This is a genomic window from Streptosporangium vulgare (assembly GCF_042428775.1).
Taxonomy (GTDB): domain Bacteria; phylum Actinomycetota; class Actinomycetes; order Streptosporangiales; family Streptosporangiaceae; genus Streptosporangium; species Streptosporangium vulgare.
Map to the genome: position 1 here is coordinate 68033 of NZ_JBHMBS010000001.1, position 18987 is coordinate 87019.

Genomic DNA, 18987 nt, shown 5'->3' on the forward strand with positions numbered 1-18987 from the left:
CCGGGGCGGCCCGAACGCGGCGGAGCCCGGTGCCGTCGCGGGACCGGCTCGATCGCCGGACCCCGCTGGATGTGATCGACGGTGCCGCGCGGGTCTACGACCCGATCGTGCGCGGCGAGGCGGGAGACCCGGTGCACGGTGTCTTCCTCAAGGACTACATGGAGGCACCGTGGTAGGTGAGCACTCCGGTATGGACGGTAGTCACGTCGAGCCGCGTGACCTCGACGGGTTGCTCGCGTGGTTGCGCAGCGGCCGGCCGGTGACCCGCCGTACCGATTTCGCGGTGGGTACGGCGATGCCCGGCGGGCGTCTCGACCTGTGCAAGCAGGCGTTGGGGCCGCGCGGCGCCGAGCTGGTCGCGGAGGCGCTGCCGCACCGCGGGCCGACCCGGCATCTGCTGATGGGTACCGACGGGCTGGGCGACGCGGGCGCGGGCACGGGTGCCGAAGCGGCTACGGCCTCCGGGGCCGAGACGCTCTACCTCGGCTGCAACGGGATCACCGTCACCGGGGCGTGCCGCATCGCCGACCGGCTGATGGCCTCGCCCGGGATCGTGCGCGGGCTCTGGCTCAAGCGCAACCCGCTCGGTCCCGAGGGCGGTCGTCTCGTCGGCGAGGCCGTCGCCTCCGGGCTGAGTACGGTCGACCTGGTACAGACCCGTCTGGACGCGGGCGGCCTCGCTTGGTCGCGGCCGCCGTGGTGGCCGGGGTCGAGGTGCTCGATCTGGGGCGGGTTCGGTCGGCCGGGGTTCTCGGTGCCGAGGACAACCATCTCGGTGAGGAGGGCGCGGCGTCCGTCGCCCGGGCGCTGGCCGCCGTCCCGCACCGGCTGGCCCATCTGGACCTCGTTCATACGGGAATCGGCAGCGGGGGTGCGCTCCATCTGCTCGACGGGGCTCTGCGAGCGCCGTCCCCGACCCGGTTCACGCTGAGCGGGGGTATCGCGACCCGGGTCAAGCGCGAGCTGGGCCGCCTGGCCGCGGCCGTACCGGAACTCCGGCCGCATCCGGAGGTCGCCGCCGTGCGGAGCGTGCACCGGACCGCTTAGGAGAACCGGACCGCTTGGGAGAGCTGTCCGGCCGATCGTGTGCCCGCTTCCCGTCTGGGCGCGTCGATCGGTATCTCTGCGGGGCGGTGGCACGCCGGCGATCGCCCGCACTTCACCACCTGTGCGCCAAGCCAACCGGCCGCCGCGGGTGCGTACCCGGCGGCCGATATTCCGGGCGCTTGGTCGTCTCTCCGGGGCTTGCCGGGGATCTCGTGATTGACAGGTTTGGCTAATTGGATTAGCTTTTAGCTAACAAGGTTAGCCAAGCCTGGAGGATGTCGTGACCGAGTACCTCGCCGTCGATGGCGGCACGATCGCTTACGAGGTGGCCGGATCCGGCCCGCTGATCGTTCTCGCACACGGCATGGGCGACAGCCGCGCCGCCTACCACGCGGTGATCCCGTCGCTGGTGGCGGCGGGCTATCGGGTCGCCGCGGTCGATCTGCGCGGCTGCGGTGAGTCCAGCGTCGACTGGCCGGCCTGGAGCCGCACCGCCATCGCCGGCGACCTGCTCGCCGTGATCCGCCACCTGGGCGGCCCGGCCGTCCTCGTCGGCCATTCGATCTCCGGCGGCGCCGCCACCATCGCCGCGGCGCGCGAGCCCTCGCTGGTCACCGCGGTCGTCGAGCTGGCGCCGTTCACCCGCAAGCAGTCGGTCCGCCTCGGCGACCTGCGGGTGAAGCGCTTCCGGCAGGGCATGCTGCGGCTGCTCGGCGCGGGCGTGTTCGGCAGCGTGCCGCTCTGGCGCTCGTACCTCGACGTGGCCTACCCCGGCGTGAAGCCGGCCGGCTGGGCCGAGCGGCTCGGCCGCATCGACTCCCTGATGCGCGAGCCGGGCCGGATGAAGGCCATGCAGGGCATGGGCCGCAGCGCCCCGACCGACGCCGGCGCGCACCTCGGCGACGTCCGCTGCCCGGTCCTGGTCGTGATGGGCACGCTCGACCCCGACTGGGCCGACCCGCACGCCGAAGGCTCGGCGATCGTCGGCGCCCTGCCGTCCGGCCTCGGCCGCCTTGAGATGATTCAGGGCGCCGGGCACTACCCGCACGACCAGTTCCCCGACCAGACGGTCGCGCTCGTGCTCGCCTTCCTCCGGTCGGACGCCGCCCGTGCCTAGGGCGGGCCTGGACCCGGCGACCGTGGTCGCGGCCGGCGCCGCCCTCGCCGACGAGGTGGGCCTCGCCAACCTGACGATGGGCCTGCTGGCCGAGCGGCTGGGCGTGCGCACCCCGTCCCTGTACAAGCACGTGAACGGCCAGGAAGACCTCACCCGGCGCATCGCGGCCCTGGCGATGGGCGAGGCCGCCGACGCCATCGGCGGCGCGATCCAGGGGTTCGCCGGCCGCGACGCCCTGGCCGCCGCGGTGCGCGCCTTCCGCGCCTTCGTCCTGGAACACCCCGGCCGCTACGCCGCGACCATCGGCGTCGAGCCGTCCGGCCCGGACGATCCGCTGGCCACGGAGGGCCGGCGGGCGATGGACGCGTTCGTGGCGGTCCTGCGCGGCTACGAGATCGCGGAGCCCGACATGGACCACGCCCTGCGCATGCTCCGCAGCCTCTGCCACGGCTTCGCCACGTTGCAGGCGGACGAGGGCTTCCAGTGGAGCGCCGACGTCGACGAGAGCTTCGAGTGGATGATCGCCTTCACCGACCGGGGCCTGCGCGCCCTCTGAGAACGCCGCCGCCGGCGATCGCCCCGGCGGTCACCCGATCGGCCGGACAGGTCCTGGCGGACGTGCGGCACGCCGGAAAACCGGTCGCCGCGCGGGGCGGCGTGCTTCTACGCTCGACAACCATGGGCTTCGAGTGGGTTCCGCTGACCAAAGCCGACGTCGTGGCGTGGGCGGAGTTGCTGGCGGCGATCGACGAGGTGGACCAGGTCGGGGGGAGGGAGACCGCGGACGATCTCGCCGAGGATCTCGCCAACCCGCTGCTCGATCCCGTCGAGGGCACGCTGGGGGCGTGGGAGTCCGGCCGGCTGGTCGCGTACGGGGTGACGATGGCCCGGTCCGCGGCCGAGCCGGTCCATCGGATGAGCCTGTGGGGCGGGGTGCGTCCGGAGCACCGGCGCCGGGGGCTGGGGGGACACCTGCTGGAGTGGGCGATCGGCAACACCCCGGCGCTGCACGAGCGCCGCTTTCCCGGGCAGCCGCTGGAACTCCATGTCGAGGTGGACAGCCGCAACGAGGGCCTGCGGGCGCTGGTCACCAGGGCGGGGATGCAGCCGTCCCGGTGGTTCTACGGGCTGACCCTCGACCTGGGCGCCGAGCTGCCGGAGGTCTCGCTGCCCGAGGGGCTGGAGGTCATCGCCTACCGGGACGACCTGGAGGACGCCGTCAGGGAGGTGCGTAACCGCTCGTTCGTCGACCACTGGGGGAGTGTCCAGCACACCCCGGAGTCCTGGCGGAGCAACATCGTCGGGGTGCGGGCGTTCCGGCCGGAGGGGTCCTTCGTCGTGCTCGACGCGTCGGGGGAGTGCGTGGGCATCCTGCTCACCCACTGTTTCGAGGCCGACACCGAGGCGACCGGGGTCCGTGAGGCGTGGATCCAGATCATCGGCACTCCGCGCGAGTGGCGTGGGCGCGGGGTGGCGAGCGCGCTGCTCGCGCACGCGCTGGGCGAGTTCCGTGCCCAGGGGTACGACAAGGCCGGGCTGGGGGTCGACGCGGACAATCCGACCGGGGCCCTCGGCATCTACACCCGCGCCGGGTTCGAGATAGCGCGCCGCGTGACCGTCTACGGGCTCCCATTGGTCCCTCCGGCGGCAGGACGACCAGGGGACACCGCCGGCGGTGGATCGCCCGGCTGATCGGGGCGCGGCGGCGGAGGCGATCGTACGGCTGGATGACGAGATGGAGCGGGCGGGCTCCAGGCCGCCGCGCCGGTTCCCGCTGCCCGCCGGGTGGGAAGCGCGGTGGTGGACGAAGTCGGAACCAGCCGCCCGCGCGGCTTGAGCGCCTCGACGATCCGGTGCTCGTCGCCGGCCTCCTGCCAGATGCCGAGCCTTCTGCGGTCCTTCGGCTCGGAGCGCCGGGAAGGCCGGTCACGACTTCGCGTACAGGGCCTGCCAGTAGTAGCTCCACGGGGTTCCCCAGCCGTCCGCGACGAGTCGCCAGTCGTCGCCGGGCTGGTACACCTCGAGGAAACGCTCGGACTGCGCCTGGACCGCCGCGCTGTCGTGGACGTCGATGATCTCGCGGAGCAGGCCGGATGCGAGGGCCTGCTGGACCACGGCCTGCCCCTCGTAGTGTCCGTCCAGGTCCGGGTCCAGGTACTTGCCGACCGGGTTCTTCGTGTAGAGGTGCGTGGCGATGCCGTCGATGAGGGAGAGGTAGTTCTCGACCGTGTTCGCGGGCATCTCGGCGAACGAGTCGATGTTGACGCACAGGTCGAAGGGTTCGCCGCCGTAGAGGTCCTCCACCTCGTCGATCCCCAGGAACCTGATCTTCTCGAACTGCTCGCCGGTCAGGACGGCGCGCAGGTACTCGCGGGAGAGTCTCAGGCAGTTCTCCAGGTCGATGATGTGGTATTCCGCGACATCGTGGTTCGACAGGATGGCGTGGCAGGACCGGCCGTACCCGGCGCCGATCTCCAGGATCCGCGCGCCGTCCATTTTCACGGACCGTGCCATGAAGTCGAGCTCAAGAACCGCCTGCAGATAGTCCAGGCAGATCGACTCACCCCTCAGGGTGACCGCGACGGGCTCTCCCAGCTGGCGGTTCCTGATCCGGAGCATGCGCTCCCAGTTCTCCGGTGACAACTGGAGGCCAAGGTTGTGAATGAGCGTCTTCAAATATCTCCGGCCGTTGACCTCGGGGTTCCAGAGTGCGAGTTTGTAGTTCACCCGGCTGGATTTGAAACGGCTCAGATCGGGGATCTCGTCCAGGGCGAGATTGTTCTCGTTAATGTGCGCCCACTGAGGACTCTGGCCGTATTTGTGACTCATTTGTCTGCTCTTTCCTGGAGCTCGGCGATTCAGGGTCCGCAGGGCGCCGCCCTCACGTCCGCACGAGTATCGCGCACCGGACCGGCTCGCGCCTAGATCACCTCTCCGGCTCTCCCTGGGCCCGGAACCCCGGCACGCGGCGGCCCGCTGGAGCGCCAGGCCCCGGCGTCGATCGCGGGCGTGATCGTGACGGGGAGTTAATGGCGGTGCCGCCGAATACCCAGGTCAACACGGGGAAGTTACCCGTGGGACAACAAGATGTACTCGCAGTTCCACAGGTTGTTGTCGAAAAATTTATCCAATTGTGACATGCCGACTATAAGATCACGTTTCATGATCACGAATCTCCTCGTACCGGACAGACCGTCGGCTTGGCCGTGGCCTGGGGCTCCGGGCGTCGCGGCGCCGGACGGAAGGTTACCCGCGGTCGCCCGCTGACACGGCGGGTCTCGGTGGGCTAGGAATGATGCCACTGAACGAGACGCTCGCTGACCGGTTCGGAACGTGAAGGAATTCGGGATTGTCGATGCTTTTGCCGTTGGGTCAACGGATTTTCCGTCGCGCCGGACCCAATGAAACCGCCGGTTTTCCACGAATGGCAGGCCACCCGCTCCGCCCTCTCACCGCAGCCCTGTCGAGAACGATCCCCGTCTGAGAATTCCACGAGGTGGGGGAGTGGCTCACTCCGCCGCTGCGCAGGCCCCGGGTCGCCCGACTAAACGAGGATGTAGTAAATGCTGGCATCGCAGCATCGCAGCGTACTTGATGTCCTGAAGGGGCTGCTCGCCGAGAGCGCCGCGGGAAACGGCCGGTTGGTGCTGGTCAGCGGGGGACTGGCGAGCGGGAAGACCGAGTTGCTGCACGAGTTCTCGCGGATCGCGGCCGCCTCCGGCGCGTTGCTGCTCAGCGCCACCGGCTCCCTGGGGGAGAACACCCTGCAGGCGGGCATGATCGACCAGTTGTTCCACGGCGCGGGGCTGCCGGCGGAGGTCTCGGACCAGGTGTCACGGCTGATCCGGCGGCACACCGTGACGACCGGCGCTCCCCGGCACGCTGAGGCCGAGGTCGTCCGCGATATCGGCGATGTCCTGCTGGAGTTGTCCAGGGAGCGCCCGGTGGTCGTCGGCGTCGACGCCGTCCACCTGGTGGACGGCCTCTCGCTCCGGCTGCTGCTCTATCTGTGCCGCAGGATAAGCTCCGCCCGCATTCTGCTGATCATGAACGAGTGGGACCTGCCGCAGTCCACGATCCCGTCCTTCTCCGCCGAGGTCACCCGAGGGTTCCACCACCGGATCCGGCTGACCCCGCTGTCGGTCGGTGACATCGCCGAGGTGCTGCCCCCGACGATGGATCCGGCCGCCGCCGCCGTGCTCCAGCGGCTGAGCGGTGGGAACCCGATGCTGGTCAACGCCCTGATCGAGGACCATCGTGCCGACCCCGACGACCCGATCGCCGCCGGGGCGGCGTACGCCCAGGCGGTGATGGCGTGCCTGCACAGGTGGGAGCCGGAGCTGCTCTGGGTGGCCCGGGCCCTCGCGGTCCTGGGGGAGCCGGGCTCCGCCGGGCTGATCGGCGGCCTGGCGAAGATCAATCCGAAGGCCGCCGAGCGGGCGGTGGAGGTCCTGACCGAGGCGGGCCTGCTGGCCGGCGGCTGGTTCCGGCACCCGGTGGCCGCCGCGGCGGTGCTGGACGGTATCGGTGCCGAGGAGCGTTCGAGCCTGCACGTCCGCGCGGCCGTGCTGCTGTACCGGCGCGGCATGTCCACCACGAAGATCGCGGGGCATTTCGTCGCCGCGGACCGGGCGCCGGAGGACTGGGCGACCGGGGTGCTGCGGGACGCGGCCGAGCAGGCGCTGGCCGGCAACGAGGTGGCCGTGGCCGTGCAGTGCGTGGAGCTGGCCCTGCGGTCCGTCCGCGACGAGAGCGAGCGTCTGGCGATAACGAAGGTGCTGGTCCGGGCGCTGTGGCGGGTCAACCCCTCGGCGGCCGCGCTGCATCTGCCGCTGCTGCGGGAGGCCCTGGAGAAGGGATGCCTGTTCGGCCAGGACGCGGCGGCCGTGGTGCGGCACTCGCTGTGGAACGGCGACGTGCGGACGGCGTCGAGGGCGATGGAGGCGCTGACCGCGACCCCCGATCTGCTGAACGTGCAGACCGCCGCCGAGCTGCACCTCACCTACCAGTGGTTCTACGGGACGTCGCGGGGGCCGCACGGGAGGTTCGACACCGCCTCCGCCTGGGGCGACGAGGCCCGCAGGATGACCTCGATCTGGACGCACGGCGACGGCGAGGTGGCGCTGGTGAGCGCCGAGAACATCCTGCAGAGCTGCCGGCTCGGCGAGACCACCCTGGAGGTGGTGGCCATCGCGGTACTGACCCTGATGTACGGGGGCAGGACGGAGCGGGCCACTCACTGGTGTGACGAGCTGATCGAAGAGGCGGTCCGCAGCGGCGCGCTCACCTGGCAGGCCGTGCTCGGTGCGGTCCGGGCCGAGATCGCGTTCCGGCAGGGGGAGGTGGTGGTCGCCGCGGCCAAGGCGAAGGCCGCCCTGGAGCTGATGCAGGCGCAGAGCTGGGGGATCCTGATCGGCTACCCGAGGTCGACGCTGCTGCTGGCCCATACGGAGATGGGGCAGTACGAGGAGGGGGCGGAGCTGCTGCAGCAGCGCGTGCCCGACGAGATGTTCGCGACCCTGATCGGCCTGCGCTACCTGCACGCGCGCGGTCACTACTACCTGGCCACCGATCGGGTGCTCGCCGCGATCAGCGACTTCCAGACCTGCGGCAGGCTCATGCAGGACTGGGAACTCGACCGGCCGATGCTGGTTCCCTGGCGCAGCAACCTGGCCGAGGCGAACCTCCGGCTCAGCCGCTGGGGGGTGGCCCGCGACCTGGTGAGGGAGCAGATCGACCGGCTCAAACCCATCGACCTGCGGACCCGGGGCGTATCCCTGCTGATCCTGGCCGCCGCCGGCGGGCTCGCGCAGCGTACCGAGCTGCTGCGCGAGGCGGTGGAGTGCCTGCGGACGGCGGGCGACCGGCTGCTGCTGTCCCGGGCGCTGGCCGATCTGGGCGCGGCCCTGCAGCAGCTCGGGGAGGCCGACGAGGCCAAGTCGCTGATCTGCCGGGCGATGCGGGAGGCCGAGATCTGCCACTCCGGCGTGATGCCCCTGCGGTTCAGCAGGAGCTGGACCACCGGCCCCGTTCTGCCGGACGCGGGGGAGTCCGCCGAGGACCCGAACTCGCTGGGGCTCAGCGACTCGGAGTGCAGGGTGGCGGAGCTGGCCGCGCTCGGGCACACCAACCGGGAGATAAGCCGGACGCTGCACATCACGGTGAGCACTGTCGAACAGCATCTGACCCGCGTCTACCGGAAGTTGGGAGTGAAGAGCCGGGCCGATCTGCCTCCGGTTCTCACGCCCTCCGACCGGCGGGCGTCCGCCGGCCCGCCCGGGGCGGGATCGAGGGCCAAGCCGGGCATGCGGGGAATCGCACAGTGAACAGTTTCCCAATCCCAGGAGTCACCTATGCCAGTCACGTCGTCGTGCCGGATCTGCTCGGGCACGGTTCGCGAGTTCCTCGATTTCGGCAGGCAGCCGCTCTCCGACGCGTTTCTGACGCCGGAGGACCTCGATGGGGAGTTCTTCTTCACCCTTGCCGTGGGGAGCTGTGAATCGTGCACGATGGTGCAGCTCATGGAGGAGGTGCCGCGCGACCGCATGTTCCACGAGAGCTATCCGTACCTCTCCTCGGGGTCGGCCGTCATGCGCGAGCACTTCCAGGCGATCGCCAAGCGCTTCCTGTCCGCCGAGCTCACCGGGCCTGACCCGTTCGTCGTCGAACTCGGTTCGAACGACGGCACCATGCTCCGGGTGATCGCCGAATCGGGTGTCCGTCACCTGGGGGTGGAGCCGTCCGGCGGGGTGGCGGATCTGGCCGCGGCCAAGGGCATCCGGGTGCGCAAGGACTTCTTCGAGGAGGCGACCGCGTCCGACATCCTTGCCGCCGACGGACCGGCCGACGTCATCTACGCCGCCAACACCCTGTGCCACATCCCGTACATGGAGTCGATCCTGCGCGGTGTCGACAGGTTGCTGGCGCCCGGCGGGGTCTTCGTGTTCGAGGACCCGTACTTCGCCGACATCCTGGAGCGCACCTCGTTCGACCAGATCTACGACGAGCACTTCTTCTTCTTCACGGTCCGCTCGGTACAGGAGATGGCGCGGCGGTTCGGGTTCGAGCTCGTCGACGCGGAGCGGCTCTCCGTGCACGGCGGCGAGGTCCGCTACACCCTGGCGCGTCCGGGAGCGAGGCAGCCGAGCCGGGCGGTGAGCGACCTGCTGGCCGAGGAGAGCGCGGCCGGGGTCACCGAGCCGGCGACGCTCGAAGGCTTCGCCTCCCGGGTCGGGCGCATCCGCGAGCAGTTGCCGGCGCTGCTGGGCGAGCTGCGCGACGAGGGAAAGCGGGTCGCCGGATACGGCGCCACCGCCAAGAGCGCGACGGTGACGAACTACTGCGGCATCGGTCCCGAGCTGGTCCCCTTCGTCTGCGACACGACCGCGGGCAAGCAGGGCAGGCTCACGCCGGGGGCGCACATCCCGGTACGGAGCCCCGAGGCGTTCTCCGACCCCTACCCGGAGTACGCGCTGCTCTTCGCCTGGAACCACGCGGAGGAGATCATGGAGAAGGAGAAGGAGTTCCGCGAGGCGGGCGGCAAGTGGATCCTCTACGTTCCCGAGGTGCGCGTTGTCTGACCGGCCGCTGGTCGTGGTCCTGGGCGCCTCCGGTTTCGTGGGCTCCGCCCTCGTGACGGAGCTGGCCGGGCGGGACGTCCGGCTGAGGCTGGTGGCGCGCAGGCCCGCCGTGGTCCCTCCGGGCCACGCGGCCGAGGCCGAGGTCCTCACCGCCGACCTCACCGGCGCGGGCCAGGTCGCCGAGGCGATCGCCGGCGCCGACGTGGTGGTCAACCTGCTGCTCTACACCGGCGGCGGGACCTGGCGGGCGGCGGAGGACGAGTCGCGGGGCGAGCGGGTGAACGTCGGCGTGGTACGCGACGTCGTCGCGGCCGTCCGGGCGGAACGCCGGGACGGCCCGCCCCCCGTGGTCCTCTTTCCCGGCTCGACCTCCCAGGTCGGCCCGAGAGCGGAGGCCAGGATCGACGGCACCGAGCCGGACGCCCCGGTGACCGCCTACGACCGGCAGAAACTGGCCGCCGAGCGGGAGCTGAAGGCCGCCACGGCGGAGGGCCTGCTGCGCGGGGTCACGCTCCGGCTCGGCACGGTGTTCGGCGGCCGGGTCTCCCCGACCGCCACCGACCGGGGGGTGGTGACCACCATGGTGCGCCGCGCGCTGGCGGGTGAGCCACTGACCGTGTGGAACGACGGGACGGCCGAGCGCGACCTGCTCTACGTCGGGGACGTGGCCGACGCCTTCCTGGCCGCGCTCGACCACGCCGACTCCCTCGCGGGCCGGCACTGGCTCATCGGCACCGGCGGCGGCCGGAGCGTGCGCGACGTCTTCACGGCCGTCGCCGCGGCCGTGGCCGCCAGGACGGGGGCGCCCGCGGTCCCGGTCATCTCGGTGCCGGCGCCGCCGGACGCCACCGGAATGGACTTCCACAGCGTCGTCGCCGACCCGGCCGCCTTCCACGCGGTCACCGGATGGCAGGCCCGGGTGCCGTTCCGCGAGGCGCTGGAGCGCACCGTCTCCTCACTGATCGGCGGTGACGAGGTACCGATCTGAGGAGTTTCGGGCGACCCCTATCTTGCCCCCGGGCGACCCCTACCTTGTTGACCCCGCACCGGAGGTCCGAGCATGCTGGACCACGTTCCGTGACCGTCCGTCATCCTCGACCGATTGGCGACTGTTGTGACCGAACACCCCCCGGCGGCGCGGCCGTAATGAGATCCCGCGCGCTCGCAGTCACCGGCGCTTTCGAGTTCACCCCCGAGGTGTTTCCCGACGAGCGGGGTCTCTTCGTCTCCCCCTTCCAGGAGGCGGCGTTCGTCGAGGCGGTCGGGCACCCGCTCTTCCCGGTCGCGCAGACCAGCCAGAGCGCTTCGGCGCGCGGCGTGCTCCGCGGGATCCACTTCACCCTCGCCCCGCCGGGGACCGCCAAGTACGTGCACTGCGCGCGGGGAAGCGCGCTGGACATCGTCGTCGACCTCCGGGTCGGCTCCCCGACGTTCGGGGAGTGGGACCAGGTGGTGCTGACCGGTGAGAGCTTCCGCTCGGTGTACTTCCCGCCGGGGCTCGGCCACGCCTTCGTCGCGCTCGAGGACGACACCGTGATGTCCTACCTGCTCTCACAGCGGTACCGGAAGGAGAACGAGCTCGCGCTCTCGGCCCTGGACCCGGAGATCGGGCTGCGGCTGCCCGAGGACCTGGCGCCGATCCAGTCGGAGCGGGACCGGGAGGCGCCCACCCTGGCGGAGGCGCGGGCGCTGGACATGCTGCCCGACCACAAGGAGTGCCTGCGGATCGAGGAGACCTTCCGGCGGGCGTGACGGCGGCGTGCGGCAGCCGGTCGCGGCTCGGGGAGCTCCCGAGCTGCGGCCGTCGAAAGATGAAATTTCGTATCAAAGGAGTCAGTATGGCCGCACCCTCTCGGCGGCAGACTCGTTCACCGTTGCAGGTGCGGCTCGCGGAATCCGTGCTCTCCCCCGGTGGGTGGTTCGCGACACTCGACGACTTCCACCGATGGCTGGCCGAGACGGCGAGCCTTACGTACATGAACGTGCGGAGGGTGCCGTTGAACGGGCTGTCCGGCTGGGAGGTGGAGCGGCACACCGGCAACCTCCGGCATCGGACCGGAAAGTTCTTCAGCGTCGAGGGGCTGGACGTCCACGTTCCCGGCCGGGTGGTCTCCCACTGGTCCCAGCCGATCATCAACCAGCCGGAGATCGGCATCCTGGGCATCCTGGTCAAGGAGATCGACGGGATCCCGCACTGTCTCATGCAGGCCAAGCGTGAACCGGGCAACCACAACGGCCTGCAGCTCTCACCCACCGTGCAGGCCACCCGGAGCAACTACACCCGGGTACACCGGGGCAGGCCGGTCCCCTATCTCGACCACTTCCTCGACACCTCGGGCCACGAGGTGATCGCGGACATCCGCCAGTCCGAGCAGGGCGCCTGGTTCTACCGGAAGCGCAACCGGAACATGATCGTTGAGATCACCGGGAAGATCGAGGTCGCCGAGGGCTTCTGCTGGCTGACCCTCGGCCAGCTGCACACCCTGATGTCGGTGCCGGATCTGGTGAACATGGACGCGCGGACCGTGCTGGCCTGCATGCCGTTCTCGGGAGCAGGACTGACGCCGGCGCCGACGTCCGCGCTCTCCGCGGAGCCGGGCGACGCGTTCCGTGCCGCGCTCGTCCGCTCCTGCGATCCGGACGAGACCGGCCCGCACACCATGGGGGAGGTGCTGAGCTGGATCACCGACATGCGTACCAGGACCGACCTGCACGTCCGCCTGACCCCCCTCGACGAGGTGCGGGGATGGCGGCGTACGGACGAGACGATCTCCCACGAGACCGGCCGCTACTTCGACGTCATCGGGGTGAGCGTGGAGGCGGGCGGGCGCGAGGTCGGCCGCTGGGACCAGCCCATGCTCGAACCCTCCGGGACCGGGGTCATCGCGTTCCTGGTCGGAGAGATCGGCGGAGTGCTGCACGCCCTGGTACACGCGCGGGTCGAGCCGGGCTACGCCGACGTGGTGGAGCTGGGGCCGACCGTGCAGTGCACCCCGGAGAGCTACGACCACCTGCCCGCCGGGGCGCGCCCGCCCTTCCTGGACGAGGTGCTGGGGGCCGGCCCCGAGCGCGTCCGGTTCGAGACGATCCTGTCGGAGGAGGGCGGGCGCTTCCACCGCGCCCGCAACCGCTATCTCATCGTGTACACCGACGAGGCCGCCGGGATCGACCACCCCGAGTACCGCTGGCTGAGCGTGTCCCAGCTCGGAGAGCTGCTGCGGCACAGCTTCTATCTCAACATCCAGGCGCGCAGCCTGCTGTTCTGCCTGACGAGCCTGACGAGCCTGACGGGCACGGCTACAACGACGCCAGTACCTCTCGCAGCGCGCTGATCACCCTGTCCTGGACGTCGCCGGGCAGCGAGGGGTACATCGGCAGCGAGAAGATCTCGCCGGCGAGCTCCTCGGTGACGGGCAGGCTGCCGGTGCCGTAGCCGAGGTGGGCGAACCCGGTCATGGTGTGGACCGGCCACGGGTAGCTGATGTTCAGCTGGATGTCGTACGCCTTCAGCGCCTCGATGATGTCGTCGCGGCGTGGGTGGCGCACGACGTAGACGTAGTAGACGTGCTCGTTGCCCTCGGCGAGCGCGGGAAGGACGAGATCGGTGTCGCCGAGGCCGTCGGCGTAGCGGGCCGCCACCGCCCGCCGGTCGTCGACGTACCGGTCGAGCCGGCGCAGCTTGCGGCGGAGGATCTCGGCCTGCAGCTCGTCGAGCCTGCTGTTGTGGCCGGGGGTCTCGACGACGTAGTAGGTCTTCTCCATGCCGTAGTAGCGCAGCCTGCGCAGGTTACGCTCGACCTCGTCGTCGGAGGTGAGCGTCGCGCCGCCGTCCCCGTAGGCGCCGAGCACCTTGGTCGGGTAGAAGGAGAACCCCGCGGCCTTCCCCATCGATCCCGCGAAGCGCCCGTGGTGGCGGGCGCCGTGCGCCTGCGCGCAGTCCTCGAAGATCACCAGGTCGTGCCTGGCCGCGAGCCGTTCCAGCGGCTCCATCTCGACGCACTGGCCGTACAGGTGGACCGGCAGAAGACACCGGGTCCGCTCGGTGATCGCGGACTCCACCTGGGAGGTGTCCATCAGGTAGTCGTCCCGGCGCACGTCCACGAAGACCGGCCTCGCGCCGATCGAGTCGATCGCGACCACCGTCGGAGCCGCGGTGTTGGAGACCGTGATCACCTCGTCGCCGGGACCGACCCCCATGGCCTGCAGCCCCAGCTTGATCGCGTTGGTGCCGTTGTCGACGCCGACGCAGTGTCCCACCCCGTGGTAGCCGGCGAACTCCGCCTCGAAGGAGCGGACGCTCTCGCCGAGGACCAGCTGCCCTGACCGGAACACCGTCTCGACGGCGTCCATGATGTCCTTCTGCTCGCTGTCGTATTCCCGCAGATAGTCCCAGACACGCGTGGTCATGGCAGTCCCTTTCTCGAAGGCTCGGCCCAGCATAATGATCCGGAGAGAGGCAGGGGATCCCCCTGTGGCCGGGCGGAAACGGCCACTCCGGGGGGGCGCCGGGCGGGGTGTTAGGGGTCACCCCTAACAGTGTGTGCCGCACCCCAGTCTCCGCCGCCGTTCGTTGCGGTCGAATGACGAACCGGATAACATGCCGCGCTTTTCCGTTTTTCGCGCTGTGAACGCGATCCGGGACGGACGCGCCCGCGGAAAACGGTTAGGGGTGTTGCCCCAAATAGGCCCTAACTAGCATTGCCAGCAGATCGCAGTGACTGATTTGTCGCCGATGGGCCACTTTTTCTGCCGCGAAATCAGTACTTATCAGATCAGAAATCCCAGAGAGACAGGATTCTCCCAGATGGCGAAACATTTCCTCTTCCTGGTTCATCCCGACCATGGCCACGTGATCCCCAATCTGGCCGTGGTGACGGAGCTGGTCCGCAGAGGAAACCGTGTCTCCTATCTGACCGGAGACATGATGGTGGGAATCGTGGAGGAGGCCGGCGCCACCGCGCTGCGCTACGACTCGAAGTACCGGGACTCGGACTTCCTGGAGCTGGCACGCGACCCGCTGTACCTGCTCTCGGTCCTGCTCGACGAGAGCGCGGACATGCTGGCGGCGCTGGAGTCCTACCCGGCCGACGACCTCCCCGACATGATCGTCTACGACACCTCCATCCTCTACGCCGGGCGGATCCTGGCCAGGAAGTGGAACCGGCCCGCGACCCAGCTCATCCCGATGTTCGCGTCGAACGCGAACTTCTCGTACCTGAACGCGATCTACAACTCCGACGGGGCCGAGCAGTCCATGCCGAACTGGGTGGATGACATGTTCGCCCGGATCAGCGCCCTGTCCGGCGCGCACGGGGTCGACGTCCCGCCCGCGGAGCTGTGGTGGGAGATCCAGGACTTCAGCATCATCAACATGCCGCGGTCCTTCCAGTACGTCGGTGACAGCTTCGACGAGCGGTTCGCCTTCGTGGGGCCGTGCCTGGGCGAGCGGAACTTCCTGGGCGAGTGGCAGCCGCCGGCGAGCGGGCTTCCGGTCGCGCTCGTCTCGTTCGGAGCGGTCTTCAACGAGTATCCGGACTTCTTCCAGATGTGTGTACGGACCTTCACCGACGTTCCGTGGCACGTGGTGATCACGGTCGCGGACGGGATGGACCCCGCCGACCTGGGCCCGCTGCCCCCCAACATCGAGGCGCACCGGTGGATGCCGCACTACAAGGTGCTCCAGCACGCCTCGGTGGCCGTCACCCACGGGGGCATGGGCACCGTGATGGAGGCGCTGCACTCCGGCTGCCCCATGGTGGTCGTCCCGACGTCGTCCATCGACGCGGTGGCCGCTCGGCGGATCGAGGAGCTGAACCTCGGCCGGGCCATCCCGCCGGAGGAGGTCACCGGGGAACTGCTGCTCCAGGCGGTGCTCGAGGTGGCGGGCAGCGAGGTCATCCAGCGGTGCACCGGGGAGATGCAGAAGGATCTACACGCCTCGGGCGGCACCCTGCGGGCCGCCGACGAGCTTGAGAAGTACCTGCTGCGGATCACGTGATGGGCGAACCACTCGAGTTTCGGATCATGGGGCCGCTCGGAGTGTTCAGCGAGGGCGAGGAACTCCGGATCGGCGGCGCCAGGGAGCGCGCGATCCTGGCCAGCCTGGTGCTGAACGCGGGCCGCGTCGTCGGGGTGGATCGGCTGATCGAGGTGGTGTGGGACGGGCTCGCTCCGCGGAGCGCCCGCGCGCAGATCGCCATCTGCGTGTCGCGGCTGCGCAGGGCGCTGGGGGACCGGGCGGACGACATCATGACGTCGAGCCCCGGCTACCTGCTCAGGGCGGCCCCCGAGCAGATCGACAGGCTCCGCTTCGACGACCTCGTGGCGCGGGCGCGCCGGCGGGCCGCCGGGGGCGACAGGGAGGGCGCGATCACCATCCTGCGGGACGCGCTCGCCCTGTGGCGGGGCACCCCGTTCGAGGACATCCACGGCATGCGCTACGACGCGGCCCGGCTGCGGGAGTCGCGGCTGGAGGCGATCGAGGCGTGCCTGGAGCTGGAGCTCGAACTCGGCAACCACCTCAAGGTGATCGCGGAACTGGTTCCCGTGGTGGAGGAGCACCCGCTCAGGGAGCGTGCCCGGGCGCAGCTGATGCTGGCCCAGTACCGCTCGGGGCGCCGCGCCGAGTCACTGCGGACCTACCAGGAGGGCCGGCGGCACCTGGTGGAACAGGTCGGGCTTGAGCCGGGGCCGGAGCTGAGGCGGCTGCACGACCAGATCCTGCGGGACGAGTCCGCGCTGATGGAGGTGCCGGTGGCGCGGCGGGCGGAGGAGTTCGTCGTCCCCTCCCAGCTCCCCCCGCAGGCCCTGCCGTTCACCGGGCGCGTCGCGGAGCTCGCCGTCCTGGACGACGCGCTCCGCTTCACCCCGGAGGCGACCGGGCCGGGAACGGTGGTCGTGACGGGCCTGGGCGGTTTCGGGAAGACCGCGCTGGCCCTGCGGTGGGCGCACCGCAGGATCGCCCAGTTCCCCGACGGGCAGCTCTTCGTCGACCTACAGGGGGGTGAGGGCGCGGCGGCCCTGGACCCCGGTGTCGTCGCCGGCCGTTTCCTGCGCGCGCTCGGCGTGGCCGGCCACGCCATCCCGGAGGATCTCAGCGAGAAGCTGGCCCTGTACCGCAGCAGGACGGCGCGTGGGCGGCTGCTCGTCGTACTGGACAACGCCCGTGACAGCGCCCAGGTCATCCCGCTGCTGCCGGGCGGCGCGCACTGCCGGGTGATCGTCACGAGCCGGGATCCGCTCGACGAGTTCGTGGCCCGCCAGGGCGCGCACCGGGAGTTCGTCCGGCCGCTGGGCTTCGAGGAGTCCAGGGCGCTGGCGGTCATGCTGGTCGGCACCGCCAGGATGGAGGCCGAGCCGCAGGCGATGACCAGGCTCGCGGCCAGTTCCTCGGGGTGCCCGCTCACCCTGCGGATGGCGGCGGCGCGGCTCTGCTCGGGGTCCTACCGGGGATCGGTCGACGAGCTCGCCGGCTGACGGCCATGACGGTTACGGCCTGGCCAGGATGGCGCCCAGGACGCCGGTCAGCGCGTTCGCCGACGCCTCCGCGCCGGGGGAGCGCCAGCCGACGTGACCGTCGGGGCGGATGAGCACGGCTCCGGCGGTGCCCACGCCGAACTCCTCCGCCCACGTCGGTGAGGTGAGCTCCGTCGAGCCGTCGGCGGAGACCTCCAGGGCGGTGACGGCGACCCCGGTGTCCTGGGCCGCCTGCTTGGCGGCCTGCGCCCAGCCGGTGCCCGCGGGCGTCATCAGGGTGAACGAGCCGCCCAGCAGGTCCAGGGTGGAGACCCGACCGCCCCGCCGCGACAGCCAGACGTGGGGCATGCGGTGGCCGGGGCGCGCGGTCGGCACGTAGGTCCGGTAGGGGTCGGCGGGTTCGGGGGCGGGCGTCCCGTCCGCGACGACGGCGGCGGAGTCGTAGTGGAAGCCGAGCACCAGGCCCTCCGAGCTGCGCCGGCCCGCCTGCCGGTCGATCGACTCCTGCATGGTCAGGCGGCCCTCCATCATCTGGAAGGTGATGAGCGCGTTGTTCAGGCTCTCGGTGACCGTACGGTCGGAGATCGGGCGCCGCTCGGGCGTGTAGGTGTCGAGAAGGCCGGCTCCCGCGGTGCCCCGGAGCACGGCGGCGAGCTTCCAGCCGAGGTTGTGCGCGTCCTGGATGCCGCAGTTCATGCCGAACCCGCCCTGCGGGGTGGCCACGTGCGCCGCGTCCCCCGCGAGGAAGACCCGGCCGCTGCGGAACTCGTCGGCGACCACGGCCTGCTGGAGCCAGGGCATGATGCCCACGATGTTCACCGCCAGGTCGGGGATGCCCGCCGCGGACCGCACCGCCGCGACGCAGACCTCCTCGGTGAAGTCGTCGGGGCTGCCGCCGTGCGCCGGGTCGTACCCGGTCTGGATCATCCACCGGCGCTGGTTGTCCACCGCCTCCACCGCGCACGGCGGGTTGCTGAGCAGGAAGTAGAGCGCGGCCTGGCGATCGCGGAGCAGCGGCCCCAGGTCGGCGTCGAACATGACGCTGATCATGTTGCCCAGCGGGGGAGGACCGGTCATCGCGATGCCGAGCGCGTCCCTCGTGGTGCTCCGGCCGCCGTCGGCGGCCACCAGGTAGCGGGCGCGGACCACGCGGCGGACCCCCGCGGACTCGATCACCGCCTCGACGCCGTCCGCGGTATTCCGCATCTCCGTCATGGTCGTGTCGAAACGGACGTCGGCGCCCGGCTGCGCCTCGGCGAGCGCGCGCAGGATCACCTCGAAACGGTCCTGGGCGCAGATGTAGGTGTAGGTCGGGCTCTGCGGGGCGTCCTCGTGCAGCGGCGCGACCGCCCGCAGGAAGTCGTCGTCGGTGAGCGACGTTCCGACGCCCACCGCCAGGGTCTCCTCGCGGGGCAGGCCGGCGCGTTCGACCTCGTCCTGGATTCCCCACGCCCTGACCAGTTCCATGGTCCTGGTCGAGACGAGCCGGGCCTTGGGAAAGAGTGAGGTGCCCCGGTGCCTTTCTACGAGCAGGGAGGATATCCCGTGCCTCGAAAGCTCGATCGAGGCGGACAGGCCGACCGGGCCGCCTCCGACAATCAACACCTCGACATCGAGCTCGTCCATGGCGTCAGAGTTCCGCACCGCTGTCATCAGCGTCAATAGCCGGATATCCGGATGATATCGGGCTGAAAACCGCCTTCAGTAGCCTCTCCCATTGCAAGCGGACGACAGGATCGGCCCCATTTCATCTCACCACTGACACCC

At 70.5% G+C, this 18987-nt stretch carries 15 protein-coding genes; 12 read left to right on the top strand and 3 right to left on the bottom strand.

The features are described from left to right. Window positions 1–29: 29 nt before the first annotated feature. The 5 genes from ACFFRH_RS00335 (at window position 30) to ACFFRH_RS00355 (ending at window position 3856) form a co-directional block, all read left to right on the top strand. Window positions 30–176: a hypothetical protein gene (locus tag ACFFRH_RS00335; RefSeq protein WP_344748346.1), complete on the top strand. Its 147-nt coding sequence runs from the start codon at window positions 30–32 to the stop codon at window positions 174–176. A 14-nt stretch (window positions 177–190) separates the two neighbouring features. Beyond that, on the top strand, window positions 191–931 hold the full coding sequence (locus ACFFRH_RS00340; protein ID WP_344748336.1) for a leucine-rich repeat domain-containing protein: 741 nt from the start codon (window positions 191–193) through the stop codon (window positions 929–931). Between the two features lie 396 nt (window positions 932–1327). Further along, the gene (locus ACFFRH_RS00345; RefSeq protein ID WP_344748337.1) at window positions 1328–2164 is read left to right on the top strand and encodes an alpha/beta fold hydrolase; all 837 of its coding nucleotides are present in this window, start codon (window positions 1328–1330) and stop codon (window positions 2162–2164) included. After that, window positions 2157–2720 carry a TetR/AcrR family transcriptional regulator gene (locus ACFFRH_RS00350; protein WP_344748338.1) on the top strand — a complete coding sequence of 188 codons (564 nt, stop codon included), beginning with the start codon at window positions 2157–2159 and terminating at the stop codon, window positions 2718–2720. Before ACFFRH_RS00345 ends, ACFFRH_RS00350 begins: the two co-directional genes overlap by 8 nt. Before the next feature lie 122 nt (window positions 2721–2842). Then, entirely contained in the window at window positions 2843–3856 is a 1014-nt protein-coding gene (locus ACFFRH_RS00355) for a GNAT family N-acetyltransferase (RefSeq protein ID WP_344748339.1), read from the top strand. A gap of 234 nt (window positions 3857–4090) precedes the next feature. On the opposite strand, the gene ACFFRH_RS00360 is transcribed toward ACFFRH_RS00355, so the two are convergent. Next, window positions 4091–4993 carry a putative sugar O-methyltransferase gene (locus tag ACFFRH_RS00360; RefSeq protein ID WP_344748340.1) on the bottom strand — a complete coding sequence of 301 codons (903 nt, stop codon included), beginning with the start codon at window positions 4991–4993 and terminating at the stop codon, window positions 4091–4093. A gap of 734 nt (window positions 4994–5727) precedes the next feature. On the opposite strand from ACFFRH_RS00360, the gene ACFFRH_RS00365 reads away from it, so the two are divergent. The 5 genes from ACFFRH_RS00365 (at window position 5728) to ACFFRH_RS00385 (ending at window position 13076) form a co-directional block, all read left to right on the top strand. Then, window positions 5728–8490, top strand: a complete 2763-nt coding sequence (locus tag ACFFRH_RS00365) for a LuxR C-terminal-related transcriptional regulator (RefSeq protein ID WP_386153109.1) — start codon at window positions 5728–5730, stop codon at window positions 8488–8490. 27 nt (window positions 8491–8517) lie between these two features. After that, window positions 8518–9744: a methyltransferase domain-containing protein gene (locus tag ACFFRH_RS00370; protein ID WP_344745541.1), complete on the top strand. Its 1227-nt coding sequence runs from the start codon at window positions 8518–8520 to the stop codon at window positions 9742–9744. Further along, window positions 9737–10732 (top strand): NAD-dependent epimerase/dehydratase family protein, encoded by a 996-nt coding sequence (locus tag ACFFRH_RS00375; RefSeq protein WP_344745543.1) that lies wholly within the window; start codon window positions 9737–9739, stop codon window positions 10730–10732. The genes ACFFRH_RS00370 and ACFFRH_RS00375 overlap by 8 nt, the downstream gene beginning before the upstream one ends. Before the next feature lie 158 nt (window positions 10733–10890). Further along, window positions 10891–11496, top strand: a complete 606-nt coding sequence (locus tag ACFFRH_RS00380) for a dTDP-4-dehydrorhamnose 3,5-epimerase family protein (protein WP_386153114.1) — start codon at window positions 10891–10893, stop codon at window positions 11494–11496. Window positions 11497–11582: 86 nt separating this feature from the next. Further along, a complete protein-coding gene (locus tag ACFFRH_RS00385) occupies window positions 11583–13076 on the top strand; it encodes an NDP-hexose 2,3-dehydratase family protein (protein ID WP_344745544.1) in 1494 nt (497 codons plus the stop codon). On the opposite strand, the gene ACFFRH_RS00390 is transcribed toward ACFFRH_RS00385, so the two are convergent. Next, entirely contained in the window at window positions 13042–14151 is a 1110-nt protein-coding gene (locus tag ACFFRH_RS00390; protein ID WP_344745545.1) for a DegT/DnrJ/EryC1/StrS family aminotransferase, read from the bottom strand. The genes ACFFRH_RS00385 and ACFFRH_RS00390 overlap by 35 nt on opposite strands. 397 nt (window positions 14152–14548) lie before the next feature. Here ACFFRH_RS00390 and ACFFRH_RS00395 point away from each other — a divergent pair, with 397 nt between their 5' ends. Continuing rightward, complete coding sequence (locus ACFFRH_RS00395; protein ID WP_344745546.1) at window positions 14549–15742, top strand: macrolide family glycosyltransferase; 1194 nt, start codon at window positions 14549–14551, stop codon at window positions 15740–15742. After that, the gene (locus ACFFRH_RS00400) at window positions 15742–17220 is read left to right on the top strand and encodes an AfsR/SARP family transcriptional regulator (RefSeq protein ID WP_344745547.1); all 1479 of its coding nucleotides are present in this window, start codon (window positions 15742–15744) and stop codon (window positions 17218–17220) included. Before ACFFRH_RS00395 ends, ACFFRH_RS00400 begins: the two co-directional genes overlap by 1 nt. A gap of 12 nt (window positions 17221–17232) precedes the next feature. Here ACFFRH_RS00400 and ACFFRH_RS00405 read toward each other — a convergent pair whose 3' ends face one another. Beyond that, on the bottom strand, window positions 17233–18846 hold the full coding sequence (locus tag ACFFRH_RS00405; protein WP_386153119.1) for an FAD-dependent monooxygenase: 1614 nt from the start codon (window positions 18844–18846) through the stop codon (window positions 17233–17235). Between the last annotated feature and the right edge of the window lie 141 nt (window positions 18847–18987).

What these genes read in the sequence shown, in the direction of transcription:
- ACFFRH_RS00340 (WP_344748336.1), top strand. Translation starts at nt 191, where the DNA reads ATGGACGGTAGTCACGTCGAGCCGCGTGACCTCGACGGGTTGCTCGCG.
- ACFFRH_RS00355 (WP_344748339.1), top strand. Translation starts at nt 2,843, where the DNA reads ATGGGCTTCGAGTGGGTTCCGCTGACCAAAGCCGACGTCGTGGCGTGG.
- ACFFRH_RS00360 (WP_344748340.1), bottom strand. Translation starts at nt 4,993, where the DNA reads ATGAGTCACAAATACGGCCAGAGTCCTCAGTGGGCGCACATTAACGAG.
- ACFFRH_RS00365 (WP_386153109.1), top strand. Translation starts at nt 5,728, where the DNA reads ATGCTGGCATCGCAGCATCGCAGCGTACTTGATGTCCTGAAGGGGCTG.
- ACFFRH_RS00370 (WP_344745541.1), top strand. Translation starts at nt 8,518, where the DNA reads ATGCCAGTCACGTCGTCGTGCCGGATCTGCTCGGGCACGGTTCGCGAG.
- ACFFRH_RS00380 (WP_386153114.1), top strand. Translation starts at nt 10,891, where the DNA reads ATGAGATCCCGCGCGCTCGCAGTCACCGGCGCTTTCGAGTTCACCCCC.
- ACFFRH_RS00385 (WP_344745544.1), top strand. Translation starts at nt 11,583, where the DNA reads ATGGCCGCACCCTCTCGGCGGCAGACTCGTTCACCGTTGCAGGTGCGG.
- ACFFRH_RS00390 (WP_344745545.1), bottom strand. Translation starts at nt 14,151, where the DNA reads ATGACCACGCGTGTCTGGGACTATCTGCGGGAATACGACAGCGAGCAG.
- ACFFRH_RS00395 (WP_344745546.1), top strand. Translation starts at nt 14,549, where the DNA reads ATGGCGAAACATTTCCTCTTCCTGGTTCATCCCGACCATGGCCACGTG.
- ACFFRH_RS00400 (WP_344745547.1), top strand. Translation starts at nt 15,742, where the DNA reads ATGGGCGAACCACTCGAGTTTCGGATCATGGGGCCGCTCGGAGTGTTC.
- ACFFRH_RS00405 (WP_386153119.1), bottom strand. Translation starts at nt 18,846, where the DNA reads ATGGACGAGCTCGATGTCGAGGTGTTGATTGTCGGAGGCGGCCCGGTC.